We start from the raw sequence: 20,548 nt of genomic DNA, 5'->3' as shown, positions 1-20,548 counted from the left end.
TAATTTGGGACACTTTATAGTTTTAGTTCATGTTTAAGGCGTTGATTTTTGTAATGCGATTGGACACTTTATGGGTGCAACGACATGAAGCCTGCAATATATGTCGCATAAATTGCAGGCTTTTTTCATATCTGCCCAAAGAGTGTTAACACTGTTCGGTATCTAATTTACCTAAATGATAATAATGCATACCAAGCCAAAACTGTGAAGTAACTATAGTTGGTTCGTGTTTTATATCCTGTTTAACATCTGAAGTAGGACACTGGGTATCAGCGATATGGGTTATGAATCTCATTTCTTAGTAGGGCTAATTGACCACACGGATATTCAGTAATAGCTTTTAACTACATGTAGTTATTAGAACTTGAGGAGCAGCGCTTGGCTAACCCGATTATAATCAAAAATCATCTAAAAGTTGGTGACCTAGATGCTGAGACCGATACTAGTCTGCTTGAGACATGCTTTGTCGATAAAGGCTACATAAATCAATTAATGGATGTAGGTGATCCTCTATCTATCGTATTAGGCAGAACTGGAGCAGGAAAAAGTGCTCTGATCTACAAGATTTCCCAATTAGCCGAAAAATCAAAACAAATAGATCCCAATGACATATCAGTGAGATTTCTAGAACACTCAGACATAATCCAATTCTTGGATACCTTGGACGTTAATTTGGATCTCTTCTATCGCCTTCTATGGAGACACATCCTTATAGTTGAGTTACTTAAACTCAGATATAACATTAAGAATGAAACAGACAATCGAAACTTCTTTGACAGTATCAGTGATTACTTCAGAAGAGATACGGTAAAGAAAAAAGCTATTGAATACTTTAGAGAATGGGGTGATAAGTTCTGGCTTGATACTGATGAACATTTAAAAGTAATCACTCAAAAGCTTGAAAATGATACCAAAGCAAACTTAGGTGCAAAATATACAGGCTTGTCCTTCAGTGTTAGTGGTGCTGAAAAACTAACTGATGAACAAAAAACAGAGATAAGACAAAGAGCTAGCCAAGTGGTAAGCGGTTTACAAATTAAGAAACTGAACGAGATGCTAGATTTAATCGCGGAGCACTCATTTCATGATCCCCAACAGAAATTTTATATTGTAATTGATCAATTGGATGAAAGCTGGGCTAACACGATTACAAGATGTAAGTTTATTCGTGCGCTAATTGAGGAAATAAAAACTTTCCGAAAGGTTGAAAATATTAAGATTATCGCAGCTATGCGGAAGGACTTATTAGATCTCGTTTTCGATAAAACGCGGGGAGCTGGATTTCAAGAAGAAAAGTATGAATCATATATTTTACCCATACAGTGGACACGCGATGAGTTGACTGATTTGATAGAAAAGCGCGTCAAAGAAGTATTCAAACGGCAATACACCAATGAAGATGTTACATTCAAAGATTTATTCCCTTCAGCTACTAAAGGAGGAGGTCAACTAGCTATTGATTTTATTATGGAGCGTACACTCTTTCGTCCCAGAGATATTCTTCAGTTTGTGAACGAGTGTTTCAAAGTTGCATATGGACGAGAGCGAATATCATGGAGAACAATTTATGCGGCTGAAGCTCAATACTCCGAGAAAAGACTTAAATCCCTCAAAGAAGAGTGGGGAGAGGTATACCCCTCATTTGACGAAACTGTTGAAATTCTAAGGGGCTTACAGACGTCTTTTAAACGTTCAGATCTCTCTGAATCACGTCTAGAACATATAATTACAGATCTATATGACCAGACAACAGATGATCCATGTGTTTGCGCCGTAAAGGATTACTTCGATACAGCGGGAGAAGTCAAACAAGCAGAGATACTAAATAAGATCCTAATCTGTTTATATCGTGTTGGAGCCATTGGAATAAAAATCAGCGCGCTTAGTACATTTATGTGGTCTTTCTTTGATCAAAGTACAGTGAGTAGGGGTGAAGTTAGGCGTGCTTCTCAAATCAAGGTACACAAAATGCTTTATCGCTCTTTAGATATACAGGTAACTGGCTCAGAAAGGTTTGAAGCAATTGATACCGAAGATGTACCATAGAATGTTAAGGTGCTTTTCCTCATCTGAAGCAACAGTTTTAAAATTTCAGCTCTAGCTCAATTCGGTCCAAAAACATTTTAGACTGTCAGTCCAGCGGTACGTTCGCCAATAGATTTAGTATGATGAGCTGTGTTTTTCCATTTGAGCGATTTCAACAGATAAATAGCCGCAGCTTTTCTAACTGATTGGTATTAATCTTCCAAAGAACACGACGTTAAAAATCGGCGAGCAACGGGCAACAGATAGCTATGATTACGATACGAGACTACCAGCACTCAGACGCCCTAGAAATGTGGCAGTTGAAGTTCCAAACGATTAGAACCGTGAATATCAAAGACTACACTTTTGAGCAAGTATCCGCTTGGGCTCCGGATGGCTTTGATATGGTGGTTTGGCAAAAGCGCGCCGATGACATGAAACCTTTTGTTGCCGAACTCGAAGGCAAAATAGTCGGCTTTGCAGATTTACAGAAGGATGGGTATATCGACCATTTTTTCTGTCATGCTGAGTATCAAGGCATCGGAGTAGGGCGACTATTAATGGAGCACCTATTTACGAAAGGACGCAGGCTAGGCATCAAGCGTTATTATTCTCACGTGAGCATCACCGCCCGTCCGTTTTATGAGCACCTTGGCTTTCGTGTTGTAGCAAAGCAGCAAGTCGATGTACGTGGGCAGCAACTCACTAACTTCATAATGGAAACAAGCGGCTAAGATGGATTGGGCAATGGCCGAAGTGCGATTTTTTCACCCGTTTATAATTGGCTTTCTATCGGTAGCCATCCGCTGAACCAGGCGCCCATTTTTAACCATAGGCTAGCATCGGGTTCGCTATCAAATTGCACGGACTGCGCGTGATCGATCCACATTAGTTCGCCCTCTTGGACGATGACTTGGTACGCCTTCTCATTCAATTTGCTGTACAGCTGCGCTAAGGCGCGCTCCGCGTACTCAGGTTGTTCGAACAGTACTGCCAACTCGGTATTGAGTTCCGCAGAGCGCGGGTCAAGATTCATCGAACCGACGGCAATTTTGCTCCGATCGAGCACGATCACTTTGGCATGTAGGCTGGCGTTGCTGCTGCCTTTGATGCTCCAACTGTTGTCGATGTCTGCTGTCGCTTTGACTTCCCACAGGGTAACGCCGCCTTCAATGAGCGCTTGGCGATATTTCGCGTACCAACCGTGAACGGCGAAAACGTCATTGGACGCGAGACTGTTGGTAATAATCGTCACTTCAATCCCTTTTTCAACCGCTGAAATCAAGGCTTGTGTACCAGATTCCGTCGGGACAAAGTAGGGCGAAATCAAGACCAATTCACTCTCTGTTTGGCTAAGAAATTGTGTCAATCCGCTTTTTAGTGACTCGCCTTGTCCTAGCACTTTGTTTGGCGAGTCGTAGATAAGCTGCGCCTTACCCCAGAAAAGCGAGAGTTCTGCGTTAATAAGCTTTTGATAAAGAGGTAATTGGGTAAAGTCGTATTGGCCCTGCGTGAACTGCTCTTCGATTTTAGAGCTTGCGACCCAATCTGAGATGGCTTCAGAGGTGAGCGGTGTGCGATTGGGGTAAATCCACTCCATTGGGATAGCGAAGTCGCTGTTCCAATATTTATCGAACTGCTCACTCACCGCTGCGACGGCTTCACCGTGCATCAACAGATCAAAGTCGCCAAACTCGACATCCGATTGAAATGAAAAGTACTCATTGCCAATGTTTCGCCCGCCAATCACTGACGCGACATTATCTGCCGTGAGTGATTTATTGTGCATACGGTGGTTAAGACGGTCAAAATCACGGAGGAAGGCCGCGCCGCGCGCTGTGCGATATTGGTGAGGATTGAATAGACGAATCTCGATGTTTGGGTGTGAGTTGATGTAAGCCATGACCTTGTCATCGCGCTTTTGCATGTCGTCTAACAATAGGCGAACTCGGACGCCTCGCTCTGCGGCGATGAACAGTCGCCAACTGAGCAGTTGGCTGGTTTCGTCGTCACGGAAAATATAATACTGAAGATCTAAGCTTGCCTGTGCTGATTCAATCAGCGCCAAGCGAGTCAGGAGAGCGTCGTGGCCATGCTCTAAAGGATAGAATCCTGTCACTCCCGGCGTCTTTTTCGAAAGGGCAGAGAAATAGTGATCTAAGGGCGAGTTATGCTGATATGGCAGGGCGGTGCTGGTGGTCTTCTCATTATGGGTATCAGGTGACAGGGAAGTACACGCCGTCATGGCAACCATAACTAAGCTAATCAACAGCGTTTTAAATAAAGAAGACAAAGCCAGCGCCTGTTCAAAACCAATAGATAGCTTTGAGTGTAAATGAGTCACGATGGAGAGCTCGCTATTTTGCGTTTTTGATACGGATAAGTATGAGAGGCGTCACATTGGCGGTTTATAAAGCATTCCACGCATTCGTCACGACGATGGATAGTTAAAAAACACACAAAATAAAGCTCTAAATTTATCAATTTAGAGTGGGCTATTGACTGACTTGTTGAGCATTGGCAGTGAGTTATTTATTTCGTGAATGATCACTTTTGGCGCAGGTTGACTAAATAGGTGCATCATGGTGATTCGCTTCACAGAACCTCTCATCGGATAAGCGATTTGTAGTTAAGTAGTCGCCACCTTTCATAACTAATGTTAAATTTTCTGCACGCTTTCTAGCAGATGATGCTAGATGCTGGTGTTAATTTAGACTAAAAGGCGCATTAGTCTGTCTGCAGATGTAAAGAAATGCCAACTCTCTGGCAAACGTTTACGTATGCAGAATTATATGCCAATTCATTGATATGATCGTGGAATATTACGGTTGAATGCTACAAATTTATGGCAAATTGCTTCAATGGTTGGTAATGTGTGCCGCAATCTTTGTGGGGTTTTTAGGTTATTCTTGGTCGAATTTTGGGCTAAAAAAACCTAAATCACTGGCCGTTCAAGTGAAAACCACAAAGACGTCATGGATGCAAAAGAAAAACTTGGAGTTTTACTCATGTACAAGAACAAAATCACACAAGCCCTTCTACTAGGTGCTGGCCTTGCAGTGGCCTCTACCGCAACTTTTGCCGCTGATGTTCCAGCGGGTGTCGAACTAGCAGCAAAACAGGAATTCGTCCGTGGTAACGGTACGGAAGTGGCGTCGCTAGACCCTCATAAAGTTGAAGGTGTGCCTGAGTCTCACGTTCTACGTGATTTGATGGAAGGCCTTGTTATCCAAGATGGCCCAGGTAATACCATCCCAGGTGCTGCTGAATCTTGGTCTACTGAAGACAATCAAACGTTCACATTCAAAATCCGTAAAGATGCGAAATGGTCGAACGGCGATCCTGTCACCGCTTATGATTTTGAATACAGCTTCAAACGCGCTGCTGACCCAATGACTGCGTCTCCTTACGCTTGGTATATCGAATACACCAAGATGAAAAATGCGAAAGACATCATCGCAGGGAAGAAAGACGTGGCTGAGCTGGGTGTGAAAGCCGTGGATGAGCACACGCTCGTGGTTGAGACTGAAGTACCACTGCCATACTTCGTGAAGATGATGGCGCACACCACGATGTACCCAGTACATAAAGCGACGGTTGAGAAGTTCGGCAACGACTGGACGAAACCAGGTAACTTTGTCGGTAACGGTGCGTACGTGTTGTCTGATTGGGTAGTGAACGAGAAGATCGTTCTAGAGCGTAATGCTAACTACTGGGATAACGCCGATACCGTCATTGATAAAGTGACTTACCTGCCTATCGAAAACCAAAACGCGGAAATGAACCGTTTCCTATCGGGTGAAATCCACATGACTTACGAAGTGCCAAATGAGCAGTTCCGTCGTCTTGTGAAAGATTACCCAGATAACGTGGTTGTTTCACCAAACCTATGTACTTACTACTACGGTTTCAACAACCAACGTCCTCCGTTTGACGATGTTCGCGTACGTAAGGCGCTGTCTTATTCGATTGACCGTGACATCATCACTCAAGCGATTCTAGGTCAAGGCCAAAAACCTGCTTACGCATTGACTCACAGCGGCATCACAGGTTTCGCACCTGAAGCGCCAGAGTACGCAACAATGACGCAAAAAGAGCGCGTAGAGAAAGCGAAAGAGCTTCTTGCTGAAGCGGGCTTCGGTCAAGGCAAACCTCTTGATTTCACTTTGCTGTACAACACCAGTGAAAACCACAAGAAGATCGCCGTCGCGGTTCAATCTATGTGGAAAAAATCGCTGGGTGGTTTCGTCAACGTTAAGCTTGAGAACCAAGAGTGGAAAACTTACCTAGACAGCTCTAAGCAAGGCAACTTTGACGTTCGCCGTGCAGGTTGGTGTGCAGACTACAACGAAGCCTCTACCTTCCTAGCGATTGCGATGACTGAGAACGGTTCAAACGACCAGAAATACTCTAGCGAGATTTTTGATAAGGCCATGAACGACGCAGTAAAAGTGGCGAAAACTGAAGAAGAGCGTAACAAGTACTACGCGATCGCAGAAGCTCAGTTGGCACAAGATATGCCAATCGCACCTATCTATCAGTACGTTCAGCCACGTCTAGTAAGCAAACAGCTTGGTGGCTACCCTGATCAAAACCCGCAAGACAATATCTACTCAAAAGACATGTACATTATCAAAAAGTAATCCTTGAGTAAGATATCCAGTGCGCTGATAGCCCGCGTTATTAGCGCACTGTTTTTTTAGATGTGAGATGTTTTATGTTAAAGCTAATTTTCTCTCGAATTTTGGAAGCTATTCCAACCTTACTTGTCCTAATAACCGTATCGTTCTTCTTGATGCGGTTTGCACCGGGTAACCCTTTTTCTTCAGAGAAGACACTGCCTCCTGAAGTGATGCAAAATATCAACGAGAAATATGGCTTGGATAAGCCTCTATTTGAGCAATACACCACCTACTTAGGTAATATTCTTCAAGGCGACTTTGGCCCCTCGTTCAAGTACAAAGATTATACGGTGAATGAGCTGGTGTCTGAGGCGCTACCTGTATCGGCAAAAGTCGGTTTCTATGCCTTTATCTTCACTGTGATTGTCGGGGTGGCGGTCGGCACGCTCGCCGCGTTAAAGCAAAACACCTGGCTCGACTATACGGTGATGTCCACCTCCATGATAGGGGTGGTACTGCCGTCGTTTGTTTTTGCCCCCGTCCTTATCTACATTTTCTCGATTGGTCTGGGGTGGTTCCCAGCGGGCGGCTGGAACGGCGGTGCGATTGAGTACATGGTTTTGCCTGTCCTTGGTATGTCCTTTTTGTACATCGCCACGTTTGCGCGTATTACCCGTGGCTCGATGATTGAAACCTTGAACAGTAACTTTATCCGCACTGCACGTGCGAAAGGTTTGAGCTACCGTTACATCGTTCTTAAACACGCACTGAAACCTGCGTTGTTGCCTGTCGTCTCTTACATGGGCCCTGCGTTTGTCGGCATCATTACCGGTTCGGTGGTGATCGAGACCATCTTTGGTCTGCCCGGCATTGGTAAGTTGTTCGTCAACGCCGCATTTAACCGCGATTACTCGCTGGTGATGGGAATTACGATTTTGATCGGTTTCCTCTTCATTCTTTTCAACGCAGTGGTAGATATTCTCCTTGCAATGATTGACCCGAAAATTCGCTACTAACAGGGAAGATTGGTTATGTTAACGAAAAAAGAGAACCTCGAAGCGGTCGAGAAGTTTGCAGAGAATTTGGAAGTCGAAGGCCGCAGTTTGTGGCAAGACGCCCGTATTCGTTTTATGCGCAACAAGGCGGCAATGATCAGCCTGTGCATTTTGTTTGTGATGACCTTAGCGGTGATCTTCCTGCCTATGATTGCGCCGTACACATTCGATGATACCGATTGGTACGCGATGCACGTTGGCCCAAGCGCTGAACACTGGTTTGGTACCGACAGTCTAGGTCGTGACCTCTACGTACGTACGCTGATTGGTGGCCGAATCTCACTGATGGTGGGTGTACTCGGCGCCTTGGTGGCGGTTCTGATTGGTACCCTCTATGGCGCAACCTCTGGGTTTATCGGCGGTAAAGTCGATAGAATCATGATGCGTATTTTGGAGATCCTTTACGCGGTGCCATTTATGTTCCTCGTGATCGTATTGGTGACCTTCTTTGGCCGAAATATCATTTTGATTTTCGTCGCGATTGGTGCCATTGCTTGGCTGGATATGGCGCGTATTGTACGTGGTCAAACGTTGAGCCTGCGCAGTAAAGAGTTCATTGAAGCGGCGCACGTCTGTGGCGTCAGTAACTGGAAAATCATCACCCGTCATATCGTGCCAAACGTACTGGGTATTGTGGCGGTTTACTCCACACTGTTGATCCCAAGCATGATTCTGACTGAATCTTTCCTTTCATTCCTTGGTCTAGGTGTACAAGAGCCGATGACAAGTTGGGGCGCACTTCTACAAGAAGGTTCGCAAACGATGGAAATCGCTATTTGGCAGCTGACATTCCCAGCCGCGTTCATGGTGGTGACCTTGTTCTGCTTCAACTACGTTGGTGACGGTCTGCGCGATGCGCTTGATCCTAAAGACAGATAATTAAAGAGAAAGATTAAGGAAGCAATGATGAGCTTATTAGATGTCAAAGATCTGCGCGTCGAATTTACCACGCAAGATGGTATCGTCACCGCAGTTAACGATCTGAACTTCTCACTCAACCAAGGTGAAACACTGGGTATTGTGGGTGAATCTGGTTCAGGTAAATCGCAAACGGTTTTCGCTATCATGGGGCTGCTGGCCAAAAACGGCATCATCTCAGGTAGTGCTAAGTTTGAAGGCAAAGAGATCCTCAACTTACCAGAAAAAGCGCTCAATAAAGTGCGCGCTGAGCAAATTGCGATGATCTTCCAAGATCCTATGACGTCACTGAACCCTTATATGAAGGTCAGTGATCAGTTGATGGAAGTGCTGATGCTGCACAAAGGCATGGGCAAGGCCGAAGCGTTTGAAGAGTCGGTCCGCATGTTGGAAGCAGTGAAAATCCCTGAAGCGCGCAAGCGTATCACCATGTATCCGCACGAATTTTCAGGCGGTATGCGTCAGCGTGTGATGATCGCAATGGCGCTATTGTGTCGTCCTAAACTGCTGATCGCTGATGAGCCGACGACCGCTCTGGATGTAACAGTTCAAGCGCAGATCATGGATTTGCTCAACGAGCTAAAACAAGAATTCAACACCGCCATTATCATGATCACGCACGACTTAGGTGTGGTTGCTGGTTCATGTGACAAAGTGCTTGTGATGTACGCAGGCCGTACCATGGAGTACGGTAGCGTGGATGAGATCTTCTACAACCCAAGTCACCCTTATGCAGAGGGTCTGCTCAAAGCGATTCCTCGCCTAGATACCGAAGGTGAGGTACTGCCCACCATTCCTGGAAACCCGCCAAACTTGCTACGTCTGCCGACGGGCTGTCCGTACCAAGAGCGTTGCCATCGCGTGATGGATCGCTGTAAGCAAGAAGCGCCAATCCTGACGCCATTTGGTCAAGGTCGTCAACGCGCGTGTTTTTCTGATTGGGAGGCTTGGACGAAATGAGTGCAGATAAAAAAGTCATTCTAGACATTTCAGAGTTGAAGGTGCACTTCAACATTGCCGCAAAATCGGCGTGGCCATGGGCCAAACCTTCAACGCTAAAAGCGGTGGATGGTGTTAACGTGCGTTTGTACGAAGGCGAAACGCTCGGTGTAGTGGGCGAATCTGGCTGTGGTAAATCCACCTTCGCCCGTGCCATCATCGGCTTGGTCGAAGCGACTGACGGTGAAGTGGTGTGGCTTGGGCAAGATTTGACCAAGATGAAAGAGGTCCAGCGCCGTGAAACGCGTAAAGAGATCCAGATGATTTTCCAAGATCCGTTGGCGTCGCTTAACCCGCGAATGACCATTGGTGACATCATCGCCGAGCCGCTGGAGACTTTCTACCCAGATCTCTCCAAAGAGGAAGTGAAGCAGCGCGTTAAAGAGATGATGAAGAAGGTCGGTCTGCTGCCTAACGTGATTAACCGTTATCCTCATGAATTCTCGGGTGGTCAGTGTCAGCGTATCGGTATTGCCCGTGCGCTTATCTTGAATCCAAAGATGATCATCTGTGATGAGCCGGTATCGGCGCTAGACGTATCGATTCAGGCTCAGGTTGTAAACTTGCTTAAAGAGCTGCAAAAAGAGCTGGGTCTGTCACTGGTGTTTATCGCCCACGATTTGTCGGTGGTCAAACACATTTCTGATCGCGTGTTGGTCATGTACTTGGGTAACGCAGTGGAGTTGGGTGAAGCTCACGCGCTGTTTGACAACCCGAAACACCCTTACACACGCGCACTGATGTCGGCGGTGCCGATTCCCGATCCTAAGTTGGAACGTGAGAAGCAGATTGAAATGTTAGAAGGCGATCTGCCATCACCGATCAGTCCGCCGTCTGGTTGTGTGTTCCGCACCCGCTGTCCACAAGCGACCGACGCGTGCGCCAAGACCAAGCCAACCATTCAAGGTAGCGATGTGCATGCAGTGTCGTGTTTGCATGTGTCCGTCTCTTAATTGACGCATTATGCACGCTCAACTTTCAATGCCAGTCTGATGACTGGCATTGTTGTCTCTAGCCCTTTGTTATTAGGTTCTGACGTTTTCCTGACACCTGATAGGCACTTTTGACGATAATTTCCTGCAGAACTTAAACCGCTAAGGAACTCATCAATGAACAAGAGAAGCGTTAGCATGGTAGGGGGCACGTTGGCAGTATTGCTTGGCTCGTCCGCAGCCATGGCAAACCCAGATAAAACCCCAATTTCGGTCGGTATGGCTTACGATCAAGAGCTCAGTGCGGTATTGGAGCTCGATAATCAATACCGTTTCACCCTTGGCAATGATGGTGCTGCATTTGACTACCTGATCACTTCTGGTCGTTTTGATGGCAACGCCCCAGTCTCTTGGTATGTCGGTGTTGGTGGTTGGAGCGAGTGGGATCACAAAGAGTTTGGCGTGCGCGTGCCACTGGGCTTGAAATGGGATCTGGGCAAAGGTTGGGATCTTTACGGCCAACTTCACCCAGAGCTTGACCTATACAGTGGTCCTGAACTGCAAATTGGCGGTGCACTCGGCATTAAGTACAACTTTTAAGCGCTCCAGTTAGACTCTCTACGCCACCGCTTTGTCGGTGGCGTTTTTATGCCTGCTCGATATTGAGAATCCTAGAATCGCCACGTGAGCCCGATGTTGGCGGAAAATTGATTCATCCAATCGGTCTTAAAGCGAATGATGCACTGTTCGCTGCCATCGCTGGGTAGATTGCATATCCCGCTGGTGTCATTGTCCACCACAGTCCCGAGCCAGCGTACTTGCGTGTTAACAGAAAGTTGCGAGTTGAGCTGGTAATCAAAGCCACCAAAGATCGAGGCGGAAAACCCAGTGTGATCATCCACCCATTGGGCATCCATGTAGGACGCGCCCAAACCGACGCCAACGTAGCTCGACAGCCCCTGATTCAGTGGATAGTAAATACTGCTCTGAAAGTGAAGATAGTGAGTGGTTGCTCGCTCTGAAATCTTTTCTACCTCGGTCGACTGCGTGGCGTAAAAAAGGCCGATGCGTCCCTTATCTAGCGTATGTTCTAGGCTAAAAGCGTAGCTCTCTGACGGTTTGAGATCGTAGGTTTGCCCGTTTTGGTCTTCTAACTCGCCGCCCAGTGTCACACCTAGCCAAGGGGTGAGGAAAGTCTCGGCGTAGCTGATAGAGGGTAGGGCGCAGAGTAAAAGCAAGGGAGTGAGCAAGCGCAGACAAGTCATGAGCGGTTCCTTATCGAGAATCTAATCGCAGTGGGATAAGGCAATTGTGACGCTAACGCCATAATTAAACACAAAAAAGATGTGGTATTTGAAGATACTTCACAGAGGTGTTATTACTTTGTTAAACAACAAGGAGATGTCTATGGAACACGATCTCAAATTTGCCCTCATCATCGTCGCGACCGTCTTTACCGTGTTAATTGGCTATGGACTTATCGCGATCAATGCGGCTTAACCGCCATCATGAACAACAGCGGATGCATTACTAATGCTGCTGTCGAGTTAGACGAATCCCGACTCGCCAAATATACCGGCGGCAAAAACGCTTTGGTTGCCCAAGGGGGCGGCCAAAGAGGTATCTTCACTGCCGGTGTACTTGATGCTTTTCTTCTCTCCAATTTTGACCCGTTTGATACCTTCTATGGCACTTCCGCTGGTGCGTTGAACTTGTGTGCTTACCTTTGCCGCCAACGCGGAATCGGTCGCTCTTTCATCTTAGATTTGACCACGGATCCGCAGTTCTTCAATCTTTTCGGTTACATCCGCCGCAAACAGTACCTTGGGCTAGATTGGTCGCTGGATAAAATCAGTGATTACCCCTACCGATTGGATGTCGACTTAGGACGCAAAGTGCTGGGTAAGCGTGATGCCTATGCGGCGGTCACGGATACGCATCATCTTCTCGATCATTATTTACCCATGTTAAAGGATGATTGGAAAAAGGTGCTGATTGCCACCTGCGCGATTCCAAGGTTGTATCCCAATACGGTGGCGTTTGAGCATGGAGAATACGTGGATGGGGGCGTGTCGGCGTCGATCCCGGTTCAAGAAGCGTGGCGCAAGGGCGCTCGTTGCATTGTCGTGATCCGCACCGAAGGGGATGATCTCGCCGTGGAGCCCACTCCTCTTACACAAACAGAGAAAGTTGAGTGGTTTCGTGACTCTTTCAATCTGATTCAAGAGCAGTGGCAGCAAAAGCTGTCGCAATGGAAGTTGGATTGGGGCGCGTTTTTGTCGGAAAAGGTGCAGAAAAACAAACAGCTGCAAATCCAAAAACAGGGCTTTGAGGCGCTCAATGGTGGGCGTTGGTTGTTTGGCGCCGACGATGTGTACCGTTTGAGTCACTTGCTGGGCGATAAGTTTGACTCACATTTAGCCGATATGCTGATGGTGCACTATCAAACCTACGCCTTGACGCAAGATTTCCTTCATTCGCCACCGGATGATTGTTTTATTGTGCAAATTAAGCCCGATAAACCTCTGCAATCGAGTTCGCTGATGAGTGAGAAATCCGCGTTAGAACACGATTATCAACTCGGTTTAGAGGCAGGTTATCGATTCGTCGAGATCTTCGCCCGATGCAGTGAGCAGCGCTTGTTCAGTGTTTAGGGGGCAGGCGAGTTAAGCTAGAAAAGATGTAAAGTCGGCCAATAAACCGGCTCAGAAAATAAACAACCAATAGGGAACATCGCTCCCTATTGGCGTTCTTTGGCTAGGCTTTCAAGATACGCATGCAGTTGGTCGAGCCCACCACATCCATCACGTCACCGAGCGTGATCAACACTAAGTCCCCCTCATCCAGTAACCCTTTCTCTTTGAGCGTATTGACCGCGGCTTGAGCGGTGTTAAAGCCTGTGTCGCCTTTGTAGTCAAAGAAAATCGGGAACACGCCACGGTAAAGGGCGCTGCGATTTAGCGTATCTTCGTTGCGAGAGAGAGCAAAGATGGGCAGCCCTGAGCTTGGACGAGACATCATCAGTGCGGTGCGGCCAGATTCAGTCAGGGTAATGATGCCTTTAACGCCTTTGGTATGATTGGCGGCGAACATGGTGCTCATCGCGACCGCTTCTTCGGCGGATTCAAATTCTGAATCGACTTGGAATTGACTGCGATTGATGGAGGCCACACGCTCGGCACCCAAACAAACTTCGGCCATCGAAATCACGGTCTCAAGAGGGTATTTACCCGCTGCGGTTTCCCCCGAGAGCATCACTGCATCGGTGCCATCCAGTACCGCGTTGGCCACATCCATGACTTCCGCTCGAGTGGGCATCGGGTTTTCCATCATGGATTCCATCATTTGCGTCGCGGTGATCACGGTGCGGTTCAGGCTACGCGCGCGGCGAATCAGTTGTTTTTGTACGCCGACCAGCTCAGGATCACCGATTTCCACCCCTAAATCGCCCCGAGCGACCATGACGGCATCGGAAGCGAGAATGATGTCGTCGATGTTCTCAAGGCTCTCCACCGTTTCAGCGCGCTCAACTTTTGCGACCAATTTGGCGTTGAGCCCGGCATCTTTTGCGAGGCGTCTGGCGTACTTCATGTCTTCGCCGTTGCGTGGGAACGACACCGCGAGGTAATCGACATTGATCTCTGCCGCAAGCAGAATGTCCCGTTTGTCTTTTTCGGTTAAGGCGGCGGCCGACAAGCCACCCCCTTTTTTGTTAATGCCTTTGTTGTTCGAGAGTGCGCCGCCGATGGTCACTTCGGTGCGTACCTGCTGGCCGGATACGCCAATCACTTTGAGTTGCACTCGGCCATCATCAAGAAGCAGGATATCGCCGGTGGTGACGTCTTCTGGCAGTGCTTTGTAATCCAAACCGACAGCGTTCTTGTCACCTTCACCTGCAGGTAGGCCGCCATCGAGAATAAAAATGTCGCCCACCTTGAGGTGCACTTTGCCCTCTTTGAAGGTGGAGACGCGAATCTTGGGGCCTTGTAAGTCGCCCAAAATGGCGACATGCGTGCCTAATTTGGCGGCGATATTGCGGACTTTGGTGGCGCGTTCTCTATGATCTTGAGCCGTCCCGTGCGAGAAGTTCATTCTCACCACGTTGACCCCCGCTTGCAAAATGGCGTCTAAGATACCGGGTTGGTCGGTTGAAGGTCCGAGGGTTGAGACGATTTTTGTTCTTCTCTGGATGATGGTCATTGAACTCTCCTTGCAAGGCGTTATTTGCCAGACTCGCTTTCTCCAAGCGCTCGATGATGTCTGTGGTCGATAAATTAAGTGTTTGATAAATTAAGTCCCTGATAACTTAAATGCTCGATGCCTTAAAATTCTCGATGAGATAAGTTCCCTATGATCTAAATGGCCTATGATCTAAATTCCCTATGAGATAAGTATATACGCTGTTTCAAACTTGAGGATGGGGACATATTTATTAACGCAAAAAAATAACACTAAGGGGGCAGGAATCGTTTTGTGATTTGACTCGGGACACAAACAAAACGCTTTATACGTGATGCTGGTCACGGCGATTCATCAAAGCTCTTCACAATTAGTTCGCAAAGTAAAAAAATTACCAGGTTACTGATATTTGGAGCACTCTATGTACATGGCTCAACCTGGCCATATTGATCATATCAAGCAGGTCAACGCTGGCCGTGTCTACAAACTGATCGATCAGTTCGGCCCTATTTCTCGCATCGACTTATCCAAGTTGAGCGAGTTAGCACCAGCGAGTATCACCAAGATTACTCGTGAGCTGATAGAGGCGCACCTTATCCATGAAACCACAGTGCAAGAAGCCACCAGTCGTGGTCGACCTGCGGTAGGGCTTCAAGTCAATAACGAAGGCTGGCAATTTCTCTCGATGCGTCTTGGTCGCGGTTATCTGACCATTGCACTGCATGAGCTGGGTGGTGATGTCCTCATCGATACCAAAATCGATATTCACGAGACAGACCAAGATGACGTGCTCGCGCGACTTTTGCATGAAATTGACGAGTTCTTTCAAACCTACGCCGATCAGCTTGATCGCGTCACCAGTATTGCCATCACGTTGCCGGGCTTAGTGAACTCTGAGCAAGGCGTCGTGCTGCAAATGCCGCACTATCACGTCGAGAATCTTGCCTTAGGCCCAGAGATTTTTAAAGCCACGGGTTTGCCTGTGTTTATTGCCAACGATACCCGAGCTTGGGCACTAGCAGAAAAACTGTTTGGCCACTCACAAGAGAACGACAACTCGGTACTCATCTCGATTCACCACGGTCTTGGTGCCGGGATCGTTTTGGATGGCCGGGTTTTGCAAGGTCGTCACGGAAACATTGGTGAGCTTGGCCACATTCAAATCGACAAAAACGGTAAGCAGTGTCACTGCGGCAACCGTGGTTGTTTAGAGACCGTTGCCAGTTCACAAGCGATTCGTGATGAGGTGACCGAGCGTATTGCCAATGGTGAAGAGTCATCGCTCTCATCGATTGAAGAAGTGTCGGTTGAAGACATTTGTGAAGCGGCGGCGAACGGCGATCCACTGGCGGTGGATGTCATCCAAAAGTTAGGGCGCTACCTTGGCTCTGCGATAGCGATGGTGATCAATTTGTTCAACCCCGAGAAGGTGTTGATTGGCGGCGCCATTAACCAAGCCAAAACCATTTTGTACCCTGAAATCCAAACCTGCATTGAAGAGCAGAGTTTGCCTGTCTATCATCAAGACTTGGAACTGGTGGAATCGCGCTTCTATAAACAAGCGACCATGCCGGGCGCGGCGCTAATCAAACAGGCGCTATACGATGGCCTGCTGTTGATGAAAGTCATTGAGGGTTAACGCACGTCATCTCATAGCCAAGCTTTATCTTTTCCACTTTCCCATATAATCTTGAAAAGGGACGGGGTGAATACCCTAGTTAATTTGTCTTAATACATTGGTTGAGAAGTAGTATGTCTGGAGTATTAAATACCGTAGATCAGCGCACAAACTTGGTGGGTGAGAACCGACTTGAGTTGTTGCTGTTTAGCCTCAACAGTCGTCAAATCTTCGCGATCAATGTGTTTAAAGTGCGTGAAGTGATCAAAGTGCCGCCATTGACCAAAATGCCCGGCTCTCATTACAACATCACGGGTGTCGCCTCATTGCGTGGTGTTTCTGTGCCGGTGATTGACCTGCGCGCTGCCATTGGCTTCCCGCCTTCTCGTCTTGAAAATCAAGAAGAAAATCTCATCATCACCGAATACAACCGCACGGTGCAGGGATTCTTGGTGGGCCAAGTGCGCAACATCATCAACACCGCATGGAGCGAAATTCAGCCGCCACCGAAAACGGCAGGACGAGCGAACTACTTGACGGCCATTACGCATGTGCAAGAGGGCAAGCAGCAAGAGATTGTCGAAATTATCGATGTAGAAAAAGTGCTGGCTGAGATCATTGACTACGACGTCTCCATTTCTGAAGGCGTACTGGATGAAGAGTTGTCGACACAAATGGTCGGACGCAATGTCTTGATTGTTGATGACTCCTCGACGGCGCGCGCTCAGGTGAGGGGAACCTTATCGCAGCTGGGCCTTAATATCATTGAGTGCCGAGATGGCCTTGAAGCGTTGAGACTGCTTAAATCTTGGGCGGATGAAGGCAAGAATGTGGTTGAGGACTTGTTGCTGATGATCACTGATGCCGAAATGCCAGAAATGGACGGCTACAAACTCACCTATGAAATCCGTAACGATCCGCGTATGAAAGATCTCTACGTGACCTTGAACACCTCGCTCAGTGGCAGTTTTAATGAAGCCATGGTGAAAAAAGTGGGCTGCGATCGTTTTATCTCCAAGTTCCAACCGGATTTGCTGGTGGAAGTGGCGCAAGATCGTCTGCGCGATGTACTGAGCAAGTAAGTCTGACTTGTTGTGACCTTTGGGTTTGATCTGACGGGCTCACCATTTAATGAAAATCTCGCGAGCGGCTGTTTAAGTCTGCCAGTTGCTCGGTCATATCCTCTAAGCGCCCAGCGATGACATGTGTGACGTCGCCTTCGCGTTCTAAAATCCCTTTGACTTTGAGTATCTTGGCGGTCAGGTAAGCGTTTTTTTGCGCTCTGGCGGTCGCTTGCCACACTACAACATTGATATTGCCCGTATCGTCTTCCAGGGTAAAAAAAGTCACCCCAGCGGCGGTTCCCGGAGATTGCCTGCCCGTCACCACACCCACCACGGTGACTAAGGAGTGATGCGGCTTTTTTACCAGTTGATTCATCCGCGTAAAACGGCCTAATCGCTGAGCGTTATCCAGCAGTGTGATGGGGTGGCTGTGCAGCGATAGCCCTGTGGCAGCGTAATCTTCAAGTAAGGTTTGCACATCGCTTGGGGCAGGCACCGGCGCGGCTTGCTCATCATTGAGGTGGCGAAACAGTGGCAAGTCATTGAGCGAATCCATCATCGCCCAGCGGGTATGGTAGCGGTTGTTGGCAATGGTGTGCATGGCGTTGGCTGAGGCCAGTGCTTCGAGCTCTTTCTGGTTTAAGCCAATGTGTTTCAGTTGACTTGGGTGGTGAAAGTGTCCGTTATGGCGCGCTTTGAGTACCTGCTTAGCGCTGGTTTGACTAAAGCCTTTAATAAGACGAAAGCCCAGCCTTAGGGCAAATCCGTGTTCATCGCGTACGACCTGATGGTCATACTCAGAGTGGTTGATACAGATAGGTAACACGCGCAGCTGGTGGCGACGCGCATCTTGGATCAATTGAGAAGGGCTGTAAAAGCCCATCGGCAAGCTATTGAGCAGCGCCGTATAAAACGCGTAAGGGTAGTGGCACTTTAGCCACGCCGAGCAGTAAGCGAGCACCGCAAAGGAGGCCGAGTGGCTTTCAGGAAAACCGTATTCGCCAAAGCCTAAGATCTGGTCAAATAACCGCTCGGCAAACGCTTGTTCATAGCCGCGCGCTAACATGCCCTCAATCAGCTTGGTGCGAAACTTCACCAAATCGCCATTTTTCTTCCATGCCGCCATCGCGCGTCGCAACTGATCGGCTTCCCCGCCACTAAAGCCGGCGGCCACCATCGCCAGTTTGATCACTTGCTCTTGGAAAATCGGCACCCCCATAGTGCGTGACAGCACCTCTTCCACCTCTTTTGAAGGGTAGGTGACGGGCTCTAAGCCATCACGGCGCTTGAGAAAGGGATGAACCATATCCCCTTGAATTGGCCCTGGGCGCACAATCGCAATCTGTATCACCAGATCATAGTAGTTGGCGGGTTTGAGGCGCGGCAGCATACTCATCTGCGCGCGTGATTCAATCTGAAACACGCCCACGGTGTCGGCTTTTTGAATCATGCGATAGACCTTGGGGTCATCGCCAAGGCGGGTAATGTCGGCAATCGATAAGTTGCGTCCGTGCCAGCGCTCAATCAAAGCAAAACATTTGCGAATGGCGCTGAGCATGCCCAGTGCCAGCACATCGACTTTGAGCAGTTTGAGGCTTTCTAAGTCATCTTTATCCCACTGGATCACGGTGCGATCGGCCATGGCGGCATTTTCGATCGGCACCAGTTCATAGAGTGGACCTGCGGAGATGACAAAGCCGCCCACATGCTGTGATAAGTGACGCGGAAAGCCCAAGATCTCATTGACCAAGTCGATAAACTGCCGGCCTTTGAGTGAGCCCGGTTGTAGACCTAACTGTACGATCTGAGCTGGCCAACCTTGGGTGCGGTCACGGCGGTTGACGTTGTGAATGAAGTGGTCAAGTTGGCTCTCTTCAATGCCAAGCGCTTTACCGACATCACGTACCGCACTTTTAAAACGATAGGAGATCACCGTTGCGGCGAGCGCGGCGCGTTCACGGCCGTATTTTTGATAGAGGTATTGAATGACCTCTTCGCGTCGCTCGTGCTCAAAATCGACATCAATATCGGGCGGCTCATCGCGCTCTTTACTGATGAAACGCTCAAACAGTACTGAGATTTGTCTTGGGTCAACGGCGGTAATTTCTAAGCAGTAGCAGACGACGGAGTTGGCCGCTGAACCTCGCCCTTGGTAGAGGATTTTCTGGCGCTTGGCAAACATCACCATGTCATGAATGGTGAGAAAGTAAAACGGATAATCGAGCGCCTCAATCAGCGCTAGCTCTTTTTGAATGGTGTGTTCAATCTCTTCAGGAACGCCGTCTGGAAAGCGTGCTATTTTGCCTTTTTCTACTAATGCGGTTAGGTAACTCATCGGGGTGTGGCCGTCAGGAATCAGCTCGCTTGGGTATTCGTATTTGAGCTCACTGAGGCAGAAATGGCAGCGCTTAGCAATCCGAACACTCTCCGCTAGCCATTCAGCTTTAAACAGTTTGTTGAGCTTATCTTGGCTGCGCAGGCTGCGCTCCGTGTTAGCGAGCAAATGCGCAGAGACCTGTTCAACACTTTGACCAAGATGAATCGCGGTGAGGACATGTTGCAAAGGCAGGCGTGTTGCGCTGTGCATCAATACGCCGCCGCACGCCGTAATGGGCAGATGAAGCGATTCGGCGAGCTGCTCACAATGGGTTAAGTAGGCGTGATCGTCCTCTTTAAGATGGCGCTGAATACCAATCCACAAGCGATCAGCATGATGTTGATGGAGCCAGCGTCCCCAGCGGCTATCTTCGCTGTGGTGGGTGGGGAGCCAAAGCACAAAACAGTGGCGAACGGACATCAGATCCCACTCTGACAACTGGTATTGCCCTTTCTCTGAGCGCCGACGCGCATTGGTAATAATCCGGCACAGCTCGGCGTACGCTTCACGGCTAGGGCAGAGTAACACCACGTGGCAATGGGGGTTCAACCAAAATACGCTGCCGACAATCAAATGAATCCCGAGTTGGTGCTGCTTAACGGCACTGTAGGCGCGCACCACGCCCGCGACGGAGCACTCATCGGTAATGGCCAGTGAGTGATAGCGAAGAAAATCCGCCTGCAAGATCAGCTCCTCTGCGTGAGAAGCGCCGGTCAGAAACGAGAAATTGGTTTGGCAGTAAAGCTCAGCGTACGACAT

The 20,548-nt window shown here is 48.2% G+C and carries 16 protein-coding genes; 12 read left to right on the top strand and 4 right to left on the bottom strand.

The genetic code is table 11. The annotated features are described in order from the left end of the window. Window positions 1–378: 378 nt before the first annotated feature. Both AC6R10_RS01170 and AC6R10_RS01165 read left to right on the top strand, forming a co-directional pair. Window positions 379–2,046, top strand: a complete 1,668-nt coding sequence (locus tag AC6R10_RS01170; RefSeq protein WP_500671243.1) for a P-loop ATPase, Sll1717 family — start codon at window positions 379–381, stop codon at window positions 2,044–2,046. Window positions 2,047–2,294: 248 nt separating this feature from the next. After that, window positions 2,295–2,759 carry a GNAT family N-acetyltransferase gene (locus AC6R10_RS01165; RefSeq protein WP_500671242.1) on the top strand — a complete coding sequence of 155 codons (465 nt, stop codon included), beginning with the start codon at window positions 2,295–2,297 and terminating at the stop codon, window positions 2,757–2,759. A 41-nt stretch (window positions 2,760–2,800) separates the two neighbouring features. Here AC6R10_RS01165 and AC6R10_RS01160 read toward each other — a convergent pair whose 3' ends face one another. Then, complete coding sequence (locus tag AC6R10_RS01160) at window positions 2,801–4,279, bottom strand: phospholipase D family protein (RefSeq protein ID WP_500671438.1); 1,479 nt, start codon at window positions 4,277–4,279, stop codon at window positions 2,801–2,803. A 754-nt stretch (window positions 4,280–5,033) separates the two neighbouring features. Here AC6R10_RS01160 and AC6R10_RS01155 point away from each other — a divergent pair. The 6 genes from AC6R10_RS01155 to AC6R10_RS01130 all read left to right on the top strand — a co-directional run bounded on the left by AC6R10_RS01155 (window position 5,034) and on the right by AC6R10_RS01130 (window position 11,151). Further along, entirely contained in the window at window positions 5,034–6,668 is a 1,635-nt protein-coding gene (locus AC6R10_RS01155; protein ID WP_334550882.1) for an ABC transporter substrate-binding protein, read from the top strand. A 74-nt stretch (window positions 6,669–6,742) separates the two neighbouring features. Then, window positions 6,743–7,663: an oligopeptide ABC transporter permease OppB gene (gene oppB, locus AC6R10_RS01150; protein WP_334550880.1), complete on the top strand. Its 921-nt coding sequence runs from the start codon at window positions 6,743–6,745 to the stop codon at window positions 7,661–7,663. A gap of 15 nt (window positions 7,664–7,678) precedes the next feature. After that, window positions 7,679–8,581: an oligopeptide ABC transporter permease OppC gene (gene oppC / locus AC6R10_RS01145; RefSeq protein ID WP_334550879.1), complete on the top strand. Its 903-nt coding sequence runs from the start codon at window positions 7,679–7,681 to the stop codon at window positions 8,579–8,581. 27 nt (window positions 8,582–8,608) lie between these two features. Beyond that, on the top strand, window positions 8,609–9,580 hold the full coding sequence (locus tag AC6R10_RS01140) for an ABC transporter ATP-binding protein (RefSeq protein WP_334550877.1): 972 nt from the start codon (window positions 8,609–8,611) through the stop codon (window positions 9,578–9,580). Next, the gene (oppF, locus tag AC6R10_RS01135) at window positions 9,577–10,572 is read left to right on the top strand and encodes a murein tripeptide/oligopeptide ABC transporter ATP binding protein OppF (protein WP_487902387.1); all 996 of its coding nucleotides are present in this window, start codon (window positions 9,577–9,579) and stop codon (window positions 10,570–10,572) included. The genes AC6R10_RS01140 and oppF overlap by 4 nt, the downstream gene beginning before the upstream one ends. A 156-nt stretch (window positions 10,573–10,728) precedes the next feature. Beyond that, a complete protein-coding gene (locus AC6R10_RS01130) occupies window positions 10,729–11,151 on the top strand; it encodes a hypothetical protein (protein ID WP_500625574.1) in 423 nt (140 codons plus the stop codon). Window positions 11,152–11,222: 71 nt separating this feature from the next. On the opposite strand, the gene AC6R10_RS01125 is transcribed toward AC6R10_RS01130, so the two are convergent. Further along, the gene (locus tag AC6R10_RS01125; RefSeq protein WP_500671241.1) at window positions 11,223–11,816 is read right to left on the bottom strand and encodes an outer membrane beta-barrel protein; all 594 of its coding nucleotides are present in this window, start codon (window positions 11,814–11,816) and stop codon (window positions 11,223–11,225) included. Between the two features lie 142 nt (window positions 11,817–11,958). Between AC6R10_RS01125 and cydH the strand changes: the two genes are divergently transcribed. After that, entirely contained in the window at window positions 11,959–12,051 is a 93-nt protein-coding gene (gene cydH / locus AC6R10_RS01120; protein ID WP_334550872.1) for a cytochrome bd-I oxidase subunit CydH, read from the top strand. An 8-nt stretch (window positions 12,052–12,059) separates the two neighbouring features. Continuing rightward, complete coding sequence (locus AC6R10_RS01115; protein ID WP_500671240.1) at window positions 12,060–13,205, top strand: patatin-like phospholipase family protein; 1,146 nt, start codon at window positions 12,060–12,062, stop codon at window positions 13,203–13,205. A gap of 103 nt (window positions 13,206–13,308) precedes the next feature. Here the strand turns inward: AC6R10_RS01115 and pyk are convergent, their stop codons facing one another. Further along, on the bottom strand, window positions 13,309–14,751 hold the full coding sequence (pyk, locus tag AC6R10_RS01110) for a pyruvate kinase (RefSeq protein WP_500671239.1): 1,443 nt from the start codon (window positions 14,749–14,751) through the stop codon (window positions 13,309–13,311). Window positions 14,752–15,151: 400 nt separating this feature from the next. On the opposite strand from pyk, the gene mlc reads away from it, so the two are divergent. Both mlc and AC6R10_RS01100 read left to right on the top strand, forming a co-directional pair. Next, on the top strand, window positions 15,152–16,369 hold the full coding sequence (mlc, locus tag AC6R10_RS01105) for a sugar metabolism global transcriptional regulator Mlc (protein ID WP_500629695.1): 1,218 nt from the start codon (window positions 15,152–15,154) through the stop codon (window positions 16,367–16,369). A 113-nt stretch (window positions 16,370–16,482) separates the two neighbouring features. After that, window positions 16,483–17,430 (top strand): chemotaxis protein CheV, encoded by a 948-nt coding sequence (locus tag AC6R10_RS01100; protein WP_334550864.1) that lies wholly within the window; start codon window positions 16,483–16,485, stop codon window positions 17,428–17,430. Window positions 17,431–17,476: 46 nt separating this feature from the next. On the opposite strand, the gene AC6R10_RS01095 is transcribed toward AC6R10_RS01100, so the two are convergent. Continuing rightward, window positions 17,477–20,548 (bottom strand): error-prone DNA polymerase, encoded by a 3,072-nt coding sequence (locus tag AC6R10_RS01095; RefSeq protein WP_500671238.1) that lies wholly within the window; start codon window positions 20,546–20,548, stop codon window positions 17,477–17,479.

Source organism: Vibrio sp. R12-SG2-ISO1, from assembly GCF_059834045.1.
The sequence above is the reverse complement of the archived record's forward strand: the minus strand, read 5'-3'. Positions and strand labels throughout refer to the sequence as shown.

Coding starts and splice junctions, on each gene's coding strand:
- AC6R10_RS01115 (WP_500671240.1), top strand. CDS start 12,060: ATGAACAACAGCGGATGCATTACTAATGCTGCTGTCGAGTTAGACGAA.
- AC6R10_RS01125 (WP_500671241.1), bottom strand. CDS start 11,816: ATGACTTGTCTGCGCTTGCTCACTCCCTTGCTTTTACTCTGCGCCCTA.
- mlc (WP_500629695.1), top strand. CDS start 15,152: ATGTACATGGCTCAACCTGGCCATATTGATCATATCAAGCAGGTCAAC.
- oppB (WP_334550880.1), top strand. CDS start 6,743: ATGTTAAAGCTAATTTTCTCTCGAATTTTGGAAGCTATTCCAACCTTA.
- AC6R10_RS01140 (WP_334550877.1), top strand. CDS start 8,609: ATGAGCTTATTAGATGTCAAAGATCTGCGCGTCGAATTTACCACGCAA.
- oppC (WP_334550879.1), top strand. CDS start 7,679: ATGTTAACGAAAAAAGAGAACCTCGAAGCGGTCGAGAAGTTTGCAGAG.
- cydH (WP_334550872.1), top strand. CDS start 11,959: ATGGAACACGATCTCAAATTTGCCCTCATCATCGTCGCGACCGTCTTT.
- oppF (WP_487902387.1), top strand. CDS start 9,577: ATGAGTGCAGATAAAAAAGTCATTCTAGACATTTCAGAGTTGAAGGTG.
- AC6R10_RS01130 (WP_500625574.1), top strand. CDS start 10,729: ATGAACAAGAGAAGCGTTAGCATGGTAGGGGGCACGTTGGCAGTATTG.
- AC6R10_RS01100 (WP_334550864.1), top strand. CDS start 16,483: ATGTCTGGAGTATTAAATACCGTAGATCAGCGCACAAACTTGGTGGGT.
- pyk (WP_500671239.1), bottom strand. CDS start 14,751: ATGACCATCATCCAGAGAAGAACAAAAATCGTCTCAACCCTCGGACCT.
- AC6R10_RS01155 (WP_334550882.1), top strand. CDS start 5,034: ATGTACAAGAACAAAATCACACAAGCCCTTCTACTAGGTGCTGGCCTT.
- AC6R10_RS01165 (WP_500671242.1), top strand. CDS start 2,295: ATGATTACGATACGAGACTACCAGCACTCAGACGCCCTAGAAATGTGG.
- AC6R10_RS01160 (WP_500671438.1), bottom strand. CDS start 4,279: ATGGTTGCCATGACGGCGTGTACTTCCCTGTCACCTGATACCCATAAT.
- AC6R10_RS01095 (WP_500671238.1), bottom strand. CDS start 20,548: ATGTCGTACGCTGAGCTTTACTGCCAAACCAATTTCTCGTTTCTGACC.